Origin of the sequence: Hydrogenophaga sp. 70-12 (assembly GCF_001897365.1) — a bacterium.
GTDB lineage: Bacteria > Pseudomonadota > Gammaproteobacteria > Burkholderiales > Burkholderiaceae_C > Hydrogenophaga > Hydrogenophaga borbori.
The window spans coordinates 1-17,485 of the sequence record NZ_MKSS01000096.1; the positions used below are offsets into that span (position 1 = coordinate 1).

The window sequence follows — 17,485 nt, forward strand, 5'->3', positions numbered from 1 at the left end:
TCGAGGTGCGCCGCCAGGGCAAGCCGGTGGACCCGCTGGCCCACCTGCCCAAGCGCTGAGCCCGGCCGCGCATGGCCTGGCCCGTCCTCGTCTTCGACATCGAGTCCATTCCGGACGTGGACGGCCTGCGCGCACTGCGCGGGGCCGGCGCCGAGCTGAGCGATGAGCAGGTCCACGCCGCCTGGGTGGCCGAGCGCAAAGAAAAGGGGCAGAGCGATTTCATGCCCCTGTACCTGCAGCGCGTGCTGGTCATCAGCTGCGTGTTCCGCAATGCCGAGGGCCTGCGCATCCACTCCTTCGTCGACAAGGACGGCCAGAGCGAGGCCAAGGTCATCCAGAGCTTCTTCCAGGCGATCGAGAAGCACGTGCCCCAACTCGTGAGCTGGAACGGCGGTGGCTTCGATCTGCCCGTGCTGCACTACCGCGGCCTGCGCCACGGCTTGGAAGCCAACAAGTACTGGGACATGGGCGAGGACGACCGCGAGTTCAAGTGGAACAACTACATCGGCCGTTACCACATGCGCCACCTGGATCTGATGGACCTGCTGGCCATGTACACGCCGAAGAACAACGCGCCCCTGGACAGCCTGGCCAAGCTCTGCGGCTTTCCCGGCAAGCTGGGCATGGACGGCTCTCAGGTCTACCCGCAGTTCCTCGCAGGGCAGACCGACGCCATCCGCCGCTACTGCGAGACGGACGTGATGAACACCTACCTCATGTACTGCCGCTTCCAGAAAATGCGCGGCGGCTTCACGCCCGACGAGTACGAACGCGAGATCGCCTACGTGAAGGAGACGCTGGGTGGGCTGGCGCCGGGCGAACCGCATTGGCAGGAATACCTGGCGGCCTGGGCTTGACGTAGCCCCCACGCTTCGCCGCTGCGCGGGTCGCTGTCCCCCGAGGGGGCCATGTCGCCTGGGGGCGGTCCGGCGACGACACGGCCGCTTTCGGCCGGCCTGAGACAATTGCGGGATGTCCGCAGAGTCTCCTCCCCACACATCCCCCGCCTATCCCGACGGTTCGCTTGCCGTCGAGTCCCTGGACATCGAGGCCCAGGGCATCGCCCACCGCGCCGACGGCAAGGTGGTGTTCATCGAGGGTGCGCTGCCTTTTGAGCAGGTCAGCGTCTCCGTTCACCGCAAGAAGAACAACTGGGAAGCCGCCACCACCACGGCGGTGCACCGCGAGTCCTCGCAGCGCGTGCGCCCCCGCTGCCCGCATTTCGGCCTGCACGCGGGCGCCTGCGGCGGCTGCAAGATGCAGCACCTGCACCCGGCCGCGCAGGTGGCCATCAAGCAGCGCGTGCTGGAGGACAACCTCTGGCACCTGGGCAAGGTGCGCGCCGAGACCATCCTGCGCCCGATCGAAGGCCCCGCCTGGGGCTACCGCCACCGCGCGCGCCTGTCGGTGCGCCACGTGCACAAGAAGGGCGTGGTGTTGATCGGCTTTCACGAGCGCAAGAGCCGCTACGTGGCCGACATGGGCGTGTGCCTGGTGCTGCCACCGCACGTGAGCGACATGCTGGCGCCGCTGCGCGAGCTGATCTTCGAGATGGACGCGCGCGAAACCTGCCCGCAGATCGAACTGGCCTGCGGCGACAGCGTCACCGCGCTGGTGCTGCGCCACCTGGAGCCGCTGAGCGAGGACGACCTGTCGCGCCTGCGCGCCTTCGGCCAGCGGCATGGCGTGCAGTGGTGGCTTCAGGCCAAGGGCCCCGACACCGTGCGCCGGCTCGACGAGGGCGGCGAGGAACTGAGCTACGCCTTGCCCGAGTTCGGCGTGGTCATGCCCTTCAGGCCCACCGATTTCACGCAGGTCAATCCGTCGATCAACCGCGTGCTGGTGTCGCGCGCGCTGCGCCTGCTGGACGCGCGCGCCGACGAGCGCGTGATCGACTGGTTCTGCGGTCTGGGCAACTTCACCCTGCCCATCGCCACCACGGCACGCGAGGTGCTGGGCGTGGAGGGCAGCGAAGCCCTGGTCGCCCGCTCGCGCGAGAACCTGGCGCGCAATGGCGAAGGCCGGGCGCGGGCCTTCGCGCCCACGCGCTTTGCCGCCCGCAACCTGTTCGAGATGACGCCCGAGCAGTTGGTGGCCGATGGCGTGGCGCAGAAGTGGCTGGTCGATCCGCCCCGGGAAGGCGCCTTTGCGTTGGTCAAGGCATTGGCCGATCTGCACCAGCAACCCGAACTGCGGGGCGCTTGGACGCCCCCGACGCGCATCGTCTACGTGAGCTGCAACCCCGCCACGCTGGCGCGCGACGCGGGTCTTCTGGTGCACCAGGCCGGCTACCGCTGCGTGGCGGCGGGTGCGGTGAACATGTTCCCGCACACCGCGCATGTCGAGAGCATGGCCGTGTTCGAGTTGGCAGACGCTGAGTGCCCTGCGTAGCGAAGTAACGGAGGAGGACGGCGCAGCCGTCCGCAGGACATTCGCCGAGCAGGGCGCCCGGTGTCCGCCAGCTCCGCGAGGTGGAGGCCAGAAGCCGTCAGGACGTCGGCTTGTCCGACGAGGCCTTCTCGGCTGGGGCCGCCTCGCCCTCGGAGGGCATGCCCACGACGTTGTTGTCCCGCATGTATTGGTCCATCTCTCGCCAGCCCGCGAACACCGCGGCCTTGCCCGCGCGCGGGTTGGTCTGGAAGCAGGACTCGATGCTGCGCACCGCGTGGCGGCAGGCGCTGCCGATGGCGCGGCCCTCCGACTCCTTGCGGGCATTCACCTGCGTGGCGGTCTCGATGCCCAGGGCATCGCAGCCGGCCAGCCAGGTGCTGGCGAGTGTGAGCAGGAGGAGGGCGGGACGTCGCATGGTGGTCTTGGTGGCTTGCCCTTGCATTTCGGCGGGCCGGGCCGGAACTTGACGGCCTTGGCCAAGAAAAAAGGGCCCGAAGGCCCTTCTTTCACGGGGTGAAACGGCTCACTCGCGGTCGCCGCCGAACACGCCCAGCAGCATCAGCAGGCTCTGGAACACGTTGTACAGGCTCAGGTACACGCCCAGCGTGGCGCTGATGTAGTTGGTTTCCTCGCCGTCCTGCACGCGCTTGAGGTCGACCAGGATGAAGGCGGAGAACACGCCCACGGCCAGCACGGAAATGGTGATCATCAGCGCGCTGGACTGGATGAACACGTTCGCCACGGCGGCCACCACGATCAGGATCGCGCCGATGAACAGGAACTTGGCCATGTTCGACAGGTCGCGCTTGATGATGGTGGACAGCGAGGCCATGCCGAAGAACACGGCGGCGGTGCCGCCGAAGGCCATCATGATCAGGCTGGCGCCGTTGGAGAAGCCCAGCACCATCGCCAGCAGGCGCGACAGCATCAGGCCCATGAAAAAGGTGAAGGCCAGCAGGATCGGCACACCGGCGGCCGAGTTCTTGGTCTTTTCGATCGCGAACATGAAGCCGAAGGCGCCGCCCAGGAAGACGATCAGGCCCAGGCCGCCCGTGAGGCTGGCGGTGATGCCGGTGCTCACGCCCACCCAGGCGCCCAGAACCGTGGGCAGCATGGACAGCGCGAGCAGCCAGTAGGTGTTGCGCAGCACGCGGTTGCGTTGCGTGGCGCTGGCCGAAACAGCGGTGCCGAAGCGGCCGTTGGTTTGCACGTGGTCGGACATGGTGGAATTCTCCTTAAGTCTGCCGTAAGACTCTGGCATTGTGCACGAGGTTCCTTGGGGCCCTCAAATTCCTGGCCGGCGCCCGTGGGCGTGCGGTGAGGGCAGTTGTGACTGTCGGGTGAGGAATCGCCGGGTTATCGTCGGGCTTTCCCCGCTTTTCGATCCTGAATACAGAAAGACGTTCATGAAGACCAAACACCAGCTCGACGCCGCCGACGTCAAGGCCATGGCCATCGCCGCCGAGGCCGAGGCCCTGAAGAACCAGTGGAACGTGACCATCGCCATCGTGGACGACGGCGGCCACCTGCTGTGGCTGCAGCGCCTGGACGGCGCGCCGGCCATCTCGGCCCACATCGCGCCCGCCAAGGCGCACACGGCCGCGCTGGGCCGCCGCGAGAGCAAGGTCTATGAGGACGTCATCAACCAGGGCCGCATCTCGTTCCTGAGTGCGCCGCAGCTGCAAGGCATGCTGGAGGGCGGTGTGCCGGTGATGAAGGACGGCCAGTGCATCGGCGCCGTTGGCGTGAGCGGCGTGAAGTCGAGCGAGGACGCGCAGATCGCCCGTGCTGGCATCGCCGCGCTCGGTCTTTGAGGATCGGGTAAAAAACGCCTGGCTAACGGCGGGTGACCGCCCTGGCTGGCTAAAAACGACGCTCGGGGATGGAGAATCCCCGGGTCGCCCCACGATACGTGACGCGGTCCCCGCCCCTCAGGGCGTGGGCTCCGTGATGAAACCGATTTTGCGCAGCCCGGCCTTCTGCGCCGCGGCCATGGCCAGGGCCACGCGCTCGTAGCGCACGGCCTTGTCGCCGCGGATGTGCAGCTCGGGCTGCGGGTCTTGCGCGGCGGCGGCGCTGAGCCTGCCCGCCAGTTCGCCATCGGCCAGGCGCTGGTCGTTCCAGAAGTACTGGCCTTCGGCGTTCACCGAGAAGCGGATGTTCTCGGGCTTGTCCTGCACCTTTTCGACGCTCGCCTGCGGCAGGTCGATGTTCACCGCGTGCTGGATGACCGGCACCGTGATGATGAAGATGATGAGCAGCACCAGCATGACGTCGATGAACGGGATCATGTTGATCTCGCTCATGACTTCGTCGCTGGTGTCTTGCGTGCCAATGGCCATGTGATCAACCCCGCTGTTGCTGCTGCTTGATGGGCAGGACCTTGCCCTCGGCGCCCACGCTCACGCGGGCACCGGTGACGAAGTAGGCGTGCAGGTCGTGCGCGAAGCGGTTGAGCTTGTGCAGCACGGCCTTGTTGCCCCGCACCAGTGCGTTGTAGCCCAGCACGGCGGGAATGGCCACCAGCAGGCCCAGGGCCGTCATGATCAGCGCCTCGCCGATCGGGCCGGCGACCTTGTCGATGGCCACCTGGCCCGAGCTGCCGATGCTCAGCAGCGCGTGGTAGATGCCCCAGACCGTGCCGAACAGGCCGACGAAGGGCGCCGTGGACGCCACCGAGGCCAGCACCGACAGGCCGCCCTGGGCGCGGATGGTGAAGTCGTCCACGCTCTTGCGCAGGGCGCGCTCGATCCAGTCGCTCACGTCCAGGTTGTCGTGCAGCTGCGGCCGGCTGGCGCCGTCCTGGTGGGTGATGTGGCGGGCGGCCTCGCGGCCCTCGATGGCGGCGGTGCGGAAAGGGTTGCCTTCGGCGTCGCCGAGTTTTTCCAACCCTTCGGCGAAGTCGCTGCTGTGCCAGAAGCCTTCGACGCCGCGCGCCTGGGCGCGCTGCGCGCGCAGGTCCAGGGCTTTCCACAGGATGATGATCCACGAGGCCAGCGACATGGTCAGCAGCACCAGGGCGACGCTGCGGGTGACCCAGTCACCCTGGGTCCAAACGTGGGCGAGGCCGGATGAGACGAACGGCGAATCCATGAAAAGCGGGCTCCTGAGAAAAGCGGTTGACTTCAGTTCGAAAAGTTCAATTCGAAAACGATCGGTACCTCGACCCACATGGCCACGGGTTCGCCACCGCGCTTGCCGGGCACGAAGCGCCAGCGCAGCACGGTGTCGACGGCGGTCTTGTCCAGCCGCTCGAAGCCGCTGGATCGGGCCACCTCGACCCGGCTGGGCATGCCCTTGGTGTCGACGAAGGCACGCACCAGCACCCGTCCTTGTTCGCCCATGCGCTTGGACAGCGAGGGATAGGCGGGCTTGGGGTTGCTGAGGTAGTCCGCCTGGCTGGAGGGGAGGGTCACCACGGGCGCAGGCGCGGGCGGTGCCGGGGGAGCGGGCGGGGGCGCGGGCATCACGGGTGCCGGCGGCGCCGGCACCACAGGCTCGGGCGGTGCGGCCTGGATCGGCGCCGGGGCAGGCGAGGGCGTGGCCACCGGCAGCGGGCGCGGCGGCGGCGGGGCCGGGCGCGGCTTGGGTGGCGGCGGCTTGGGCGCGGGCGGCGCCGGGGCCGGCGGTTCGGGCGTCACCTGGGGCTGCGGCGGCTCGATGAGCTCGGCCATCACCTCCACGGGAATCACCAGCTCCACCGCGCGGCGCAGCAAGCCGCTCTGCAAGGCCCAGACCGCCAGCACGTGAAAGCCCAGCACCGAGCCGACCACGGCGAGGCGGCGGTTCAGGCGCCGCGACGGGGTCGGTACGGAGACGGTCGTTTCAAAACTCATTCGCGTCGAAAGATCCAGTACAGCGCGATCAGGGTCAGCATGAGACTGGCAACGTGAACGACGAGGCCTGTGATCATGGAGAACATCCTTTCGCGACGGCGGCGCACACGGGGTGTGACAGGAAAGTGGAGGCATTCTAAACGAGAATGTTTCGCATTCTCATGGTCGGCGCAAAAAAATTCCGTCGGCACACCGCAGATCCCCATTGTGCGCTTCGGCGCGGGCCGCCTCGATCGATTCTGGCAGGTGAGCCCCGTCTCTTTCTGAGAGTAAAAACAATTCTCATTTATGATTCAGGCTCATCGACGAACTCGCCCGATACACCCATGCCCCCTTTCCTGTCCCGTCCCACCGCCTGGTGGGCCCCCGTCCTGCTCACCGGCGCGCTGGCCTGGCCCGGCCTGTCCTCCGCGCACAGCCTGCTGCTGGCCTGCCAGCCCGCCGCCGACAACATGGTGCAGTGCAAGGGCGAGTTCTCCGACGGCAGCGACGCGGCCGGCATGGCCGTCTCGGTGAAAGCCTACGACGAGCGCGTGCTGGCCAAAGGCACGCTGGGTGGCGACTCCACCTGGCGCTTCCGCCTGCCCGAGGGCGAGTACTTCGTGCGCCTGGAAGACGGCGGCGAGCACTCGGTCGAGGTGGACCATACCGACGTGAAGCCATGAGCGCCGCTGCGCGCCGCACGGAGCTGTCCGCATGAGCACCCAAGTGGTGAGGCCGGCGGGCGCCGGCCACGAAACCCTGTGGGTGCTGCTCGCCGCGGCGGGTGTGCTCGCCTTGGCGGCGCTGGTCGTCGGCGTGCGATCGCAGGCGCCGGCCGCCTCTGCCCTGGCCACGCACCAGGTGGACGCGCGCACGCAACTGAACGCGGCCGAGCAGGGCGTGCACGCCGACCTGCTGGTCGCCGCCGATGAGATCGCCGCGCTGCGCGACGAAGACCAGGCCATGCCCACGCTGGACCGCCTGCGCGAACGGGGCCTGCCGCCCTTCGCCCCCGGCCCCGAAGCGCGCGCCCGCGGTGCGCACGAGTGGCGGTCGAGCCCGCAGGGGCAGGACCTGGCTTTCGTCGGCCGCAGCGCCGAGCCGCAGGTGGCCGCGTCCCTGCTGCTGCGCGTACCGGCCACGGTCGGCCCCGCCGCCGATGGGCACGCGCACGAGCACGCGGTCGAGATCTGGATCCAGCGCGAAGGCCCCGTGGCCTGGCCCGAGGGCATCGACGGCCCGGCGCTGGTGCGCCAGGGCTGGCGCCAGGTGGTCACGCGCTACGACGCCGGCGTGACGCGCAAGGACACCGCGCACTGAGCCCGGCGCCGACATTCACCGAACACATCACCATGCAAGACCTTCAGACGCCCTTCGCGCGCCGCCGCCTGCTCGCGGCCCTGGCCAGCACGCCCCTGGCGCTGGCCGCCACCGGCCTGCCCGCCTTCGCCCAGGCCAGGCGCCTGCGCGTGGGCGTGACCCTGCACCCCTACTACAGCTACGTCGCCAACATCGTGGGTGAGCGCGCCGAGGTGGTGCCCGTGATTCCCGCCGGCTTCAACCCGCACGCCTACGAGCCGCGCACCGAAGACATCAAGCGCATCGCCTCGCTCGACGCGATCGTGCTCAACGGCGTGGGTCACGACGACTTCGCAGGCCGCATGATCAAGGCCAGCGAGAAGCCCGACCTTCGGGTGATCGAGGCCAACGCCCAGGTGCCGCTGCTGGCGGCCGTGGGCGCGGGGCGCGGCACCTCGGGCAAGGTGGTGAACCCGCACACCTTCCTGTCGGTCACGGCCTCCATCTCGCAGGTCAACACCATCGCACGCGCGCTCGGCCAGATCGACCCCGCCAACGCCGCCGCCTACACCGCCAATGCCCGCGCCTACGCGCAGAATCTGCGCAAGCTGCGCGCCGACGCGCTCGGCCAACTGGTGAAAACGCCCGGTGCCGATTTCCGCATCGCCACCATCCACGGTGCCTACGACTACCTGTTGCGCGAGTTCGGCCTGGAGGTGGCGGCGGTGGTGGAGCCGGCACACGGCATCGAGCCCAGCCCGGCCCAGCTCAAGGGCACCATCGATCAGATCCGTGCGCTCGACGTGAAGGTGATCTTCTCGGAGATGGACTTCCCCTCGGCCTACGTCGACACCATCCGCCGCGAGACCGGCGTGCGCCTGTACGCGCTCACGCACATCTCGCACGGGCCCTACACGGCCGAGAAGTTCGAACAGGACATCGCGAAGAACCTCGCCACCGTGGTGCGCGCGATCCAGGAGGCGGCGTGAGCGCGGCTCTCCATGCCACGCCGCCGCGCGGGTCGCTGCCCCCCGAACTCGCCGGGCCAGCGGGTCGCGGCGGGCCCGCCCTGGCGTTCGACCGGGTCTCTCTCACCCTCGGCCAGACCGGGATCCTGCAGGGCGTGGACCTGCGCGTGGCCGCCGCTGGCGTGCACGCCCTGGTGGGGCCCAACGGCGGCGGCAAGAGTTCGCTGTTCAAGGCCCTGCTGGGCCAGGTGCCGCACCGCGGCCGAATCGCCCTGGAGTGGCCGGGCGAGCGGCCCGGCGTGGTGGGCTACGTGCCGCAGGCCCTGGCCTTCGACGCCGGCCTGCCGATGACGGTGCTGGACTTCATGGGGGCCATGTGCCAGCGCCGTCCGGTGCTGCTGGGCCTGTCGCGGCGCTGGCAGGTGCCGGTGGAGCAGGCCTTGCGGCGGGTGGGCATGTGGGACAAGGCGCGGCGCCGCATGGGGGCGCTGTCGGGCGGCGAGCGCCAGCGCGTGCTGCTGGCGCAGGCCCTGATCCCCGCGCCCGACCTGATCCTGCTCGACGAACCCATGTCCGCGCTCGACGAGGCCGGCATGCGCGTGTTCGAAGACCTGCTGGCGCACTGGCGCGAGCGGCGCACCACGGTGCTGTGGATCGAGCACGACCTGGACGCCGTCACGCGGCTGGCCGACCGGGTGAGCGGCCTGAACCGCCAGGTGCTGTTCGACGGCACGCCCGCCGAGGCGCTGACGCCGCAGCGCGTGCTGGCGCTGTTCTCGCACCGACCGCGGCACGAGGCCGCGGTCGAGGAGGTGGCGGCATGAGCCGCGCACGGCCGCCCGAAGGGGCTCGCACCGCAGCGCGTCGCGCGGAGGCTTCCCAATGACCGGATGGATCGAGTCCCTGCGCCACGCCATCCAGCACCTGGCCGAGCAAGGCGTGCTGCCGAATTCGCTGAGCTATGGCTTCGTGGTCAACGCCGTGCTCGCGGGCCTGTGCATCGGCCCCGTGCTCGGTGGCCTGGGCACGCTGGTGGTGGTCAAGCGCCTGGCCTTTTTCTCCGAGGCCGTGGGCCACGCGGCGCTCACCGGCGTGGCCATCGGCATCCTGCTGGGCGAGCCCTACACCGGGCCCTACGGCAGCCTGTTCGCCTACTGCACGCTGTTTGGCCTGCTGCTGATGTACCTGCGCAACCGCACCGGCCTGTCGCCGGACACGCTGATCGGCGTCTTCCTCGCGGTCTCGCTCTCGCTGGGTGCCAGCCTGCTGCTGGTGCTGTCGGGCCGCGTGAACATCCACATCCTGGAGAACGTGCTGTTTGGCTCGGTGCTCACGGTCGACACCAGCGACCTGCTGGTGCTGCTGGTGGTGGCCACGCTGGTGGTGGCGCTCACGCTGCCGCTCTACAACCGCTTCATGCTGGCCAGCTTCAACCCGCAGCTGGCCAGCGTGCGCGGCGTGCGCGTGAAGCTGCTGGATTACCTGTTCGTGGTGCTGGTGACCCTGGTCACCGTGGCCTCGGTCAAGGTCATCGGCGCCATCCTGGTGGGCGCGCTGCTGATCATTCCGGCCGCGGCCGCGCGCCTGCTGAGCCTGTCGCTGCGGGGCTTCTTCTGGTTGAGCGTGCTCATCGCCACCCTCAGCACGCAGGTCGGCATCCTGGTGCCGATCGAACTCGAGCTGCCGGTGCCTTCGGGCGCGGCCATCATCCTCACCGCCGGCGCGCTGTTCGGGCTCGCCGCCATCGTTCGCGGCTTCACGCCCGCCCTCAAAGGACACGCCGGATGAACCCGCGCTCCGTTTGCCGCCGCCTGGGCGGCGCCTGTCTGGCGGCGCTGCTGGCCGCCACCGCGCCGCTGGCCGCGCACGCCCAGACCGCCACCCCCGCCGCGCCGTCTGCCGCGGCCCCTGCCGCGCCCGCGCGCCTGCTGGTCGCGCACCCCGTGGTGGCCTCGCTCACGCAAACGGTGGTGCAAGGCACCGGCATCGCGGTGCTGCGGCCCGTGCCCGAGACACTGCCGGCGAACCGCCAGCTCGCCTTCTTCGGCAGCCGCGGTGCGGCCGGCCTGGCCCAGGCCGCGCGCCAGGCCGACGCGGTGATCGCGCTGCGTTCCATCTGGCCCGACGACCCGCTGTTTCCGCTGGCGCGGCGCCAGAACATCCGCCTGATCGAGATCGACGCCGCGCGCCCGCTCGACGCCTCGCTCCCCGGCATCGCGCTGCGCGAGGGCGTGGACCCGGCGGCCGCGCTGCCCTGGCTCGACACCGTGAACCTGGGCCGCATGGCCGACGTGATCGCGGCCGACGTGTCGCGCCTGGTGCCGCACGCCAGGCCCCGCCTGCAGGACAACGTGGCCGCGCTGCGCCAGCGCTTGCTGGCCGTCACCGCGATGAGCGAGGCCCGCCTGGCGCGCGCGGCCAATCTCTCGGTGTTCAGCCTGTCCGACCGACTGGACTATCTGGTGAGCGGCTTCAACCTGGACCTGGTGGGCACCGATTCGCGCGAGGACGATGCGGCCTGGACACCCGAAGCACTGGCGGCGCTGACGCAGCGCCTGCGCGACGGTTCGGTGGCCGCCGCGTTGCACCACCGAGAGCCGCTGCCCGCCGTGGCGCAGGCCGTGCAAGAGGCCGGCGCGCGGTTGATCGTGCTGCAGACCGAGGGCCGCGACCCGCTGGCCGACCTGCAGGTCAATGCCGAGCGCCTGGGCGCGCTGGCGCCCTGAGCCCTCAGGGCTCGTACTTGTAGCCCAGGCCGTACACCGAGTGGATCAGGTCGCGGCCTGGCGCGGCGTCCTCGATCTTGCGCCGCAGCTTCTTGATGTGGCTGTCCACCGTGCGGTCGGAGACGATGCGCTCGTCGCGGTACATCGCGTCCATGAGCTGCTCGCGCGAAAAGATGCGGCCCGGCCGCGCGCTCAGCACCTTGAGCAGCTGGAATTCCACCACGGTCAGGCCCAGGTCATGGCCGTCGAGCGTGGCGCGCCAGGCGGCTTCGTCCAGTTGCAGGCCGCCCGGCGCGCTGGCGGGCGCGTGCCTGCCCCGGCGCAGCACCGCCTTCACGCGCGCCACCACCTCGCGCGGACTGAAGGGCTTGCAGATGTAGTCGTCGGCGCCCAGCTCCAGGCCCAGCAGGCGATCGATTTCCTCCACGCGCGCCGTGACCATGACGATGGCCGGTGCCGGCCGGCCGGGCTGGCCGCTGCGCAGGGCCTTGCACACGTCCAGCCCGCTCTTGCCGGGCAGCATCAGGTCCAGCAGCACCAGGTCCACCGGGTGCTCGGCCAGCCAGCCCTCCACCTCGTCGCCGCGTGTGAGGTGGTGCGTCTCGAAGCCCGACTGCGCGAGGTAGTCGAGCAGCACGCCGGCGATCTTGTTCTCGTCCTCGACGATGAGGATGCGGCCCGCCGGTTCAGCCATGCGCGGCCTCCGTGTGCAGCGGCAGCCAGATGTCCCAGCGCAGCCCGCCCAGCGCGCTGGCCGAGGCGGTCATGCGGCCGCCATGGCCTTCGATGATGGCGCGCGCGATGGCCAGGCCCAGGCCCGAGCCGCCGCTGGCGCTGGCGCGCGATTCGTCCACGCGGTAGAGCCGGTCCGTCAGGCGCGGCAGGGCCTCGGCTGGCACGCCGGGCGCGGAGTCTTCCCAGCTCAGGCGCGCTTCCTGTCCCTCGCGCGCCAGGCGCACGCTCAGCGTGGCCGGGTCGTTGGTGTAGCGCCGCGTGTTCTGCAGCAGGTTGGCCAGCACCTGGTCGAGCCGGTCGCCATCGGCGCGCACGCGCAGGCCCGCGGGCAGGTCGGTGTGCAGCTGCAGGCGCCGGCCCGGCCGCGCGGTGGCGTCGTGCAGGTAGTCGGCCACGAAGGGGCCCAGGTCCAGCGGCGCGAAGCGGTAGTCCAGCGCGCCCAGGTCGGACAGGGAGAGCAGGCGCAGGTCGTCCACCAGGCGCGTGAGGCGGTTCACCTCCTGCGCCAGCGAGTCGAGGTTGGCCGCGTCGGGCCGGCGAATGCCGTCCTGCAGCGCCTCGATCTCGGCGCGCAGCGTGGCCAGCGGCGTGCGCAGTTCGTGGGCGATGTCGGCGATCCACTGCTGGCGCGCCTGGCGCGCGGCCTGCAGCGACTCGGCCATGCGGTTGAAGCCGTCGGCGAGCTGGGCCAACTCGTCGTGGCCCTGGGCGTTCAGGCGCACCCCGTAGTCGCCCTGCGCGATGGCGGTGGTGCCCGCGCCCAGCGCGCGCAAGCGGCGCGACAGCCAGTGCGCGATCAGCGCCGCGTTCAGCAGCACGGCCGCGAACAGGCCGAGCGCGATGGCCGCGTAGGTGCGCGCCTGCTGCGCCTGGAACACGCGCTCCAGCGAGGCCACCATCTGCAGGCGCGGCACATAGCCCAGGTAGCCGACCAGGCGCTCGTCCACCGTGATGGGTTTGAACACGGCTTGTTCGGCGCGCCACTCGGGCCCGATGAGCACGCGGCGTTCGGCGTCCAGCAGCAGCAGGCGCGGGTCGATGGTGAGCGCGGGCGGGTTGCCGGGCGGCGGCGCGTCGGCCGAAGGGCGCGAGGCCGGTGGCGCGGGCGCATTCGGGGGCGGCGCAGCGCCGGGCGGCTGGCCCTGTTCGCCCGGGCGGCGCGGCACGCGCCCGGAGCCCAACACTTCGCGCGAGAGTTCGAACCAGCGCTCGCGGTCGTTCACGATCCAATCCCAGTGGCCCTGCTCGCGGTAGCCATTGGCCAGGCGCACCACCAGGGGCTGCAGGCGCGTCTCGTCGGCCTTGTTCAGGTACTCGACCAGGCCCTTGTCGAAGCTCCAGCTGTAGATGAGGTAAGCCGCCATCACCAGCACCACGTTGGCGCCTGCGATGGCCAGGAAGAGCTTCACGCGCAGCGAGTCGAAGCGCGAGAGCCAGGCGCGGGGGCGTGTGGAGGAGGGGAGCGGGCCGGCGGACATGGGGTGAGCCTAAACCGGAATCTGGCAAACACTGTGCAAGGCCGGCGCCAAGCCCAGGCCCTTGTGTGAACCGGTCTTCGCACGCCGTACGCATTCTTTCCATATTTGCCCCGCACCATCCGCCCCCACAGAACCGCTCCACCCGGCGGCGCGTACCCGACCATGAACCCGACCCAGAAGACTTCCTCTGTTCGCCGCCACCCCTGGCGCACCGCGCTCCTGATCCTGGCCGGCCTGGCCCTGCTGGGCGGTGGCGCGGCCTGGTGGTTCCAATGGGGGCCCGGCGCCAAGACCGGGAGCACCTACATCACCGCCACCATCCAGCGCGGCGATATCGAGGACCAGGTGGCGGCCACGGGCTCGCTGCAGCCGCGCGACTACGTGGACGTGGGCGCCCAGGTCTCGGGCCAGTTGCGCAAGCTGCACGTGGAGGTGGGCACCGAGGTGAAGGAGGGCGACCTGCTCGCCGAGATCGACGCCGAGACCTCGCAGGCGCGGGTGGACGCCAGCCGCGCGCAGTTGCGTTCGCAGCAGGCCCAGATGGCCGAACGCGAGCTCGCCCTGGTGAAGGCCGAGCGCGACCTGCAGCGCCAGAAGAACCTGATGGCCGAGGAGGCCACCACCGCCGAAACCCTGCAGAACGCCGAGACGGCGGCGCGCACCGCGCGCGCGCAGATCAACTCGCTGAAGGCGCAGATGGAGCAGGTGCAGGCCAGCATGCGCGTGGAAGAGGCCAACCTCAAATACACCAAGATCTACGCGCCCATGGCGGGCACCGTGGTCAGCATCACCGCGCGCCAGGGCCAGACGCTCAACACCAACCAGCAGGCGCCCACGCTGCTGCGCATCGCCGATCTGTCGGTGATGACGGTGCAGACCCAGGTCTCGGAGGCCGACGTGAGCAAGCTGCGCCAGGACATGCCGGTGTACTTCACCACCCTGGGCGGCCAGGGGCGGCGTTGGTATGGCGAGCTTAAAAAGATCGAGCCCACGCCCACGGTGACCAACAACGTGGTGCTCTACAACGCCTTGTTCGAGGTGCCGAACAGCAACCGGAGCCTGATGACGCAGATGACCGCGCAGGTGTTCTTCGTGGTGGCGCAGGCGCGCGACGTGCTGATGGTGCCGATGTCGGCGCTGACGATCCAGCGCGCGGCGCCGGGGGGGCGCGAGGCTGTCGAGAAGATGACGCCCGAAGAGCGCGAGCGCCTGCGCGAGCAACGCCGCCAGGCGCGCGAACAAGGGAAGGGCGGCGGCGCGCCCGCAGCCAGACCCCCAATGGCGCCCAACGCAAGCCCCAAGGCCGCGGCCGGCCCCGGCGCCGCGCCGCGCGCCACGCGCGGTCCCCGCCAGGCCAAGGTCAAGGTCCTGCTCGCAGACGGCACGGTCGAGGAGCGCGAGGTCACCATCGGCATCGGCAACCGCGTGCACGCCGAGGTGCTGTCGGGCCTGAAGGAAGGCGATCGTGTCATCGCCGGTACGCGTGAGGCCGAGCCGCGCAACAACAACCCGCAGGGCTCGGCCCTGGGCCAGCGGGGGCCGGGCGGCCCGGGGGGCATGCCGGCAGCCGCACCGGCCGGGGCGCGCCGATGAGCCAGCTGCCCGCCGCCCCCGATGCCGCCGTGCGGCCAGCGGCCGCGCCGGCCGAAGCGGCCCTGCCGCTGATCGACCTGCGTGGCATCACCAAGACCTACCGCAACGGCGAGCTCGCGGTCGAGGTGCTGCACGGCATCGACCTGCGGATCTACCCTGGTGAACTGGTGGCCATCATGGGCGCCTCGGGCTCGGGCAAGTCCACGCTCATGAACATCCTGGGCTGCCTGGACCAGCCCACCACCGGCAGCTACCGCTTCATGGGCCGCGATGTCTCCGAGCTGGAGCGCGACGAGCTGGCCGAGCTGCGCCGCGACGCCTTCGGCTTCGTGTTCCAGAGCTACAACCTGATCGCCACCGGCACCGCCGCCGACAACGTGGAGGTGCCCGCCATCTACGCCGGCGTGCCGCCGGCCGAACGCCACGCGCGCGCGGCCGAGCTGCTCGCGTCCCTGGGCCTGGGCGAGCGCTCGCACCACCGGCCCAACCAGCTTTCGGGCGGCCAGCAGCAGCGCGTGTCGATCGCGCGCGCGCTCATGAACGGCGGGCGCGTGATCCTGGCGGACGAGCCCACCGGCGCACTGGACAGCAAGAGCGGCGCCGACGTGATGGCGCTGCTGAAGGACCTGTCGGCGCAGGGCCACACGGTGATCCTCATCACCCACGCGGCCGAGGTGGCCGCGCATGCGCAGCGCGTGATCGAGATCAAGGACGGCCACGTGGTGGCCGACCCCGGCCCGCGACCGCCGCAGGGCGAGGCCGCGCAGCTGGCGCGCGACTGGGCGCCGCGGCGCGGCCGCATCTCCCACCTGGGCGACGTGGCCGAGGCCGCCAAGACGGCCCTGCGCGCGCTGCGCGCCAACGTGTTCCGCGCCATCCTCACGCTGCTGGGCATCGTCATCGGCGTGGCCTCGGTGATCGCCATGCTGGCCATCGGCGACGGCGCCAAGCAGGCCGTCATCGACCGCATCAGCGCCATGGGCTCCAACCTGCTGCTGGTGCGCCCGGGCGCACCCAACCAGCGCGGCTTCCAGAACATCGCCACCCTGGTGCTGGCCGACGTGCAGGCCATCGACAAGGAGGTGCCCAACGTGCTGGCCGCCGTGCCCGAGCAGACCAGCAGCGTCACGCTGCGCTTCGGCGAGTCGGACTACGCCAGCAGCGTGCGCGGCACCTCGTCCAAGTTCCCGCTGGCGCGGCAGTGGAAGGTCGAGCGCGGCACCTTCTTCAGCGAAGAGGACGAGCAGGAGTACGCCACCGTGGCCGTGCTGGGCCAGACCGTGGCCAAGGCCTTGTTCCCCGACGGGCAGGAGCCGCTGGGCCAGTACATCCTGGTGAACAACCTGATCTTTCAGGTGATCGGCGTCATGAGCACGCGCGGCGCCTCGCCCAACGGCGACGACCAGGACGACATCGTCATGGTGCCGTACGCGACCAGCCAGCTGCGCCTGTCGGGCCAGCGCTTCCTGCGCAACGTCACCGTGGCGGTGGAGGACGTGGCCCGCATCGACGAGACGCAGTCGGCGGTGGAGTCGCTGCTGGCCGAGCGCCATGGCGTGATCGACTTCCAGATCCGCAACATGGCGTCGATCATCGACACCGCCACCGAGACGCAGAACACCATGACGGTGCTGCTCGGCTCCATCGCGGCGATCTCGCTGCTGGTGGGCGGCATCGGGGTGATGAACATCATGCTGGTGAGCGTGACCGAGCGCACCCGAGAGATCGGCATCCGCATGGCCACCGGGGCGCGCACGCGCAACATCCTGCAGCAGTTCCTGATCGAGGCCCTGGTGGTGTCGGCCCTGGGCGGTGTCATCGGCGTGGTCGTCGGCCTGGGCGTGGCCGCCGTGGTGGGCGCCTCGGGCACGGCCGTGCAGTTTTCCGTCGCGCCGGTGGTGCTGGCCTTCGGCTGTGCGTTCGCCACCGGCCTCATCTTCGGCTTCCTGCCGGCGCGCAAGGCCGCGCGGCTCGACCCTGTCGTGGCCTTGGCGTCCGAATGAACACCCCCCGCCGCGCCTGGAGTAGTGGAATGAACCGTGGTCTTGTCTTGAAGCTGTCCCTGCTGAGCGGTGCACTGGCCTTGCAGGCCTGCGCGATCACGCAGGACCCGGCGCGCGGCCCTGTGGTGGACATGCCCGCGCAGTGGGACGCCACGGCCGCCACAGCCGGTTCGCCCGCGCTCACCACCGACTGGTGGCAGGGCTTCGGTTCGCCCGCGCTGGTGCAACTGCTGGACGAAGCCCAGGCCGGCAGCGCCGACCTGCGCATCGCCGTGGAGCGCATGCGCCAGGCCGATATCGCCCTGCAGCAGACCGGCATCGCTCGCCTGCCTTCGGTGGGCGCCAGCCTGGGCACCACCGCCGGCCGCAGCGACGCGCCCGGCACACCGTCCACGTCGCGCGAATCCACCAGCGCGGGCCTGGCCATCAGCTATGAGCTGGATCTGTGGGGCCGCATCGCCGCCGGCGTGCGCG

The 17,485-nt window shown here is 70.4% G+C and carries 19 protein-coding genes; 12 read left to right on the top strand and 7 right to left on the bottom strand.

The features are described from left to right. The first annotated feature begins 71 nt into the window (after nucleotides 1-71). Entirely contained in the window at nucleotides 72-857 is a 786-nt protein-coding gene (locus BGO22_RS06145; protein ID WP_070397945.1) for a 3'-5' exonuclease, read from the top strand. Between the two features lie 115 nt (nucleotides 858-972). Further along, nucleotides 973-2,391 carry a 23S rRNA (uracil(1939)-C(5))-methyltransferase RlmD gene (gene rlmD, locus BGO22_RS06150; RefSeq protein ID WP_070397944.1) on the top strand — a complete coding sequence of 473 codons (1,419 nt, stop codon included), beginning with the start codon at nucleotides 973-975 and terminating at the stop codon, nucleotides 2,389-2,391. 97 nt (nucleotides 2,392-2,488) lie between these two features. Here rlmD and BGO22_RS06155 read toward each other — a convergent pair whose 3' ends face one another. Then, nucleotides 2,489-2,806, bottom strand: coding sequence for a hypothetical protein (locus BGO22_RS06155; protein ID WP_070398239.1), 318 nt, complete (start codon nucleotides 2,804-2,806; stop codon nucleotides 2,489-2,491). A gap of 108 nt (nucleotides 2,807-2,914) precedes the next feature. Continuing rightward, the gene (locus tag BGO22_RS06160) at nucleotides 2,915-3,613 is read right to left on the bottom strand and encodes a Bax inhibitor-1/YccA family protein (protein WP_070397943.1); all 699 of its coding nucleotides are present in this window, start codon (nucleotides 3,611-3,613) and stop codon (nucleotides 2,915-2,917) included. Between the two features lie 184 nt (nucleotides 3,614-3,797). Here BGO22_RS06160 and BGO22_RS06165 point away from each other — a divergent pair, with 184 nt between their 5' ends. Beyond that, a complete protein-coding gene (locus tag BGO22_RS06165) occupies nucleotides 3,798-4,205 on the top strand; it encodes a GlcG/HbpS family heme-binding protein (RefSeq protein WP_070397942.1) in 408 nt (135 codons plus the stop codon). 117 nt (nucleotides 4,206-4,322) lie between these two features. Here the strand turns inward: BGO22_RS06165 and BGO22_RS06170 are convergent, their stop codons facing one another. From BGO22_RS06170 to BGO22_RS06180, 3 genes are read right to left on the bottom strand one after another with little or no spacing between them, the layout of a single operon-like run. After that, complete coding sequence (locus BGO22_RS06170; RefSeq protein ID WP_070397941.1) at nucleotides 4,323-4,733, bottom strand: ExbD/TolR family protein; 411 nt, start codon at nucleotides 4,731-4,733, stop codon at nucleotides 4,323-4,325. Between the two features lie 4 nt (nucleotides 4,734-4,737). Continuing rightward, on the bottom strand, nucleotides 4,738-5,484 hold the full coding sequence (locus BGO22_RS06175; RefSeq protein ID WP_070397940.1) for a MotA/TolQ/ExbB proton channel family protein: 747 nt from the start codon (nucleotides 5,482-5,484) through the stop codon (nucleotides 4,738-4,740). A 32-nt stretch (nucleotides 5,485-5,516) separates the two neighbouring features. Beyond that, on the bottom strand, nucleotides 5,517-6,227 hold the full coding sequence (locus BGO22_RS06180; RefSeq protein WP_070397939.1) for an energy transducer TonB: 711 nt from the start codon (nucleotides 6,225-6,227) through the stop codon (nucleotides 5,517-5,519). 326 nt (nucleotides 6,228-6,553) lie between these two features. Between BGO22_RS06180 and BGO22_RS06185 the strand changes: the two genes are divergently transcribed. The 6 genes from BGO22_RS06185 to BGO22_RS06210 are packed head-to-tail and all read left to right on the top strand — an operon-like array spanning nucleotide 6,554 to nucleotide 11,202. After that, nucleotides 6,554-6,892: a hypothetical protein gene (locus tag BGO22_RS06185; RefSeq protein WP_083292907.1), complete on the top strand. Its 339-nt coding sequence runs from the start codon at nucleotides 6,554-6,556 to the stop codon at nucleotides 6,890-6,892. Nucleotides 6,893-6,923: 31 nt separating this feature from the next. Further along, on the top strand, nucleotides 6,924-7,529 hold the full coding sequence (locus BGO22_RS06190) for a DUF6162 family protein (RefSeq protein WP_070397938.1): 606 nt from the start codon (nucleotides 6,924-6,926) through the stop codon (nucleotides 7,527-7,529). A 32-nt stretch (nucleotides 7,530-7,561) separates the two neighbouring features. Next, a complete protein-coding gene (locus BGO22_RS06195) occupies nucleotides 7,562-8,497 on the top strand; it encodes a metal ABC transporter solute-binding protein, Zn/Mn family (RefSeq protein ID WP_070397937.1) in 936 nt (311 codons plus the stop codon). Further along, on the top strand, nucleotides 8,494-9,300 hold the full coding sequence (locus tag BGO22_RS06200) for a metal ABC transporter ATP-binding protein (RefSeq protein WP_254668113.1): 807 nt from the start codon (nucleotides 8,494-8,496) through the stop codon (nucleotides 9,298-9,300). The genes BGO22_RS06195 and BGO22_RS06200 overlap by 4 nt, the downstream gene beginning before the upstream one ends. Nucleotides 9,301-9,358: 58 nt before the next feature. Beyond that, on the top strand, nucleotides 9,359-10,264 hold the full coding sequence (locus BGO22_RS06205; protein ID WP_070397936.1) for a metal ABC transporter permease: 906 nt from the start codon (nucleotides 9,359-9,361) through the stop codon (nucleotides 10,262-10,264). Continuing rightward, the gene (locus BGO22_RS06210) at nucleotides 10,261-11,202 is read left to right on the top strand and encodes a metal ABC transporter solute-binding protein, Zn/Mn family (RefSeq protein WP_070397935.1); all 942 of its coding nucleotides are present in this window, start codon (nucleotides 10,261-10,263) and stop codon (nucleotides 11,200-11,202) included. The genes BGO22_RS06205 and BGO22_RS06210 overlap by 4 nt, the downstream gene beginning before the upstream one ends. Nucleotides 11,203-11,206: 4 nt before the next feature. On the opposite strand, the gene BGO22_RS06215 is transcribed toward BGO22_RS06210, so the two are convergent. Continuing rightward, on the bottom strand, nucleotides 11,207-11,896 hold the full coding sequence (locus tag BGO22_RS06215; protein WP_070397934.1) for a response regulator: 690 nt from the start codon (nucleotides 11,894-11,896) through the stop codon (nucleotides 11,207-11,209). Then, a complete protein-coding gene (locus BGO22_RS06220) occupies nucleotides 11,889-13,415 on the bottom strand; it encodes an ATP-binding protein (protein ID WP_083292904.1) in 1,527 nt (508 codons plus the stop codon). Before BGO22_RS06220 ends, BGO22_RS06215 begins: the two co-directional genes overlap by 8 nt. Before the next feature lie 162 nt (nucleotides 13,416-13,577). Between BGO22_RS06220 and BGO22_RS06225 the strand changes: the two genes are divergently transcribed. The 3 genes from BGO22_RS06225 to BGO22_RS06235 all read left to right on the top strand — a co-directional run. Continuing rightward, nucleotides 13,578-15,008 carry an efflux RND transporter periplasmic adaptor subunit gene (locus BGO22_RS06225; protein ID WP_070397933.1) on the top strand — a complete coding sequence of 477 codons (1,431 nt, stop codon included), beginning with the start codon at nucleotides 13,578-13,580 and terminating at the stop codon, nucleotides 15,006-15,008. Then, a complete protein-coding gene (locus BGO22_RS06230; protein ID WP_070397932.1) occupies nucleotides 15,005-17,011 on the top strand; it encodes a MacB family efflux pump subunit in 2,007 nt (668 codons plus the stop codon). The genes BGO22_RS06225 and BGO22_RS06230 overlap by 4 nt, the downstream gene beginning before the upstream one ends. 29 nt (nucleotides 17,012-17,040) lie before the next feature. Then, a partial coding sequence (locus tag BGO22_RS06235) for a TolC family protein (RefSeq protein ID WP_286849665.1) occupies nucleotides 17,041-17,485 on the top strand: 445 nt, incomplete at its 3' end.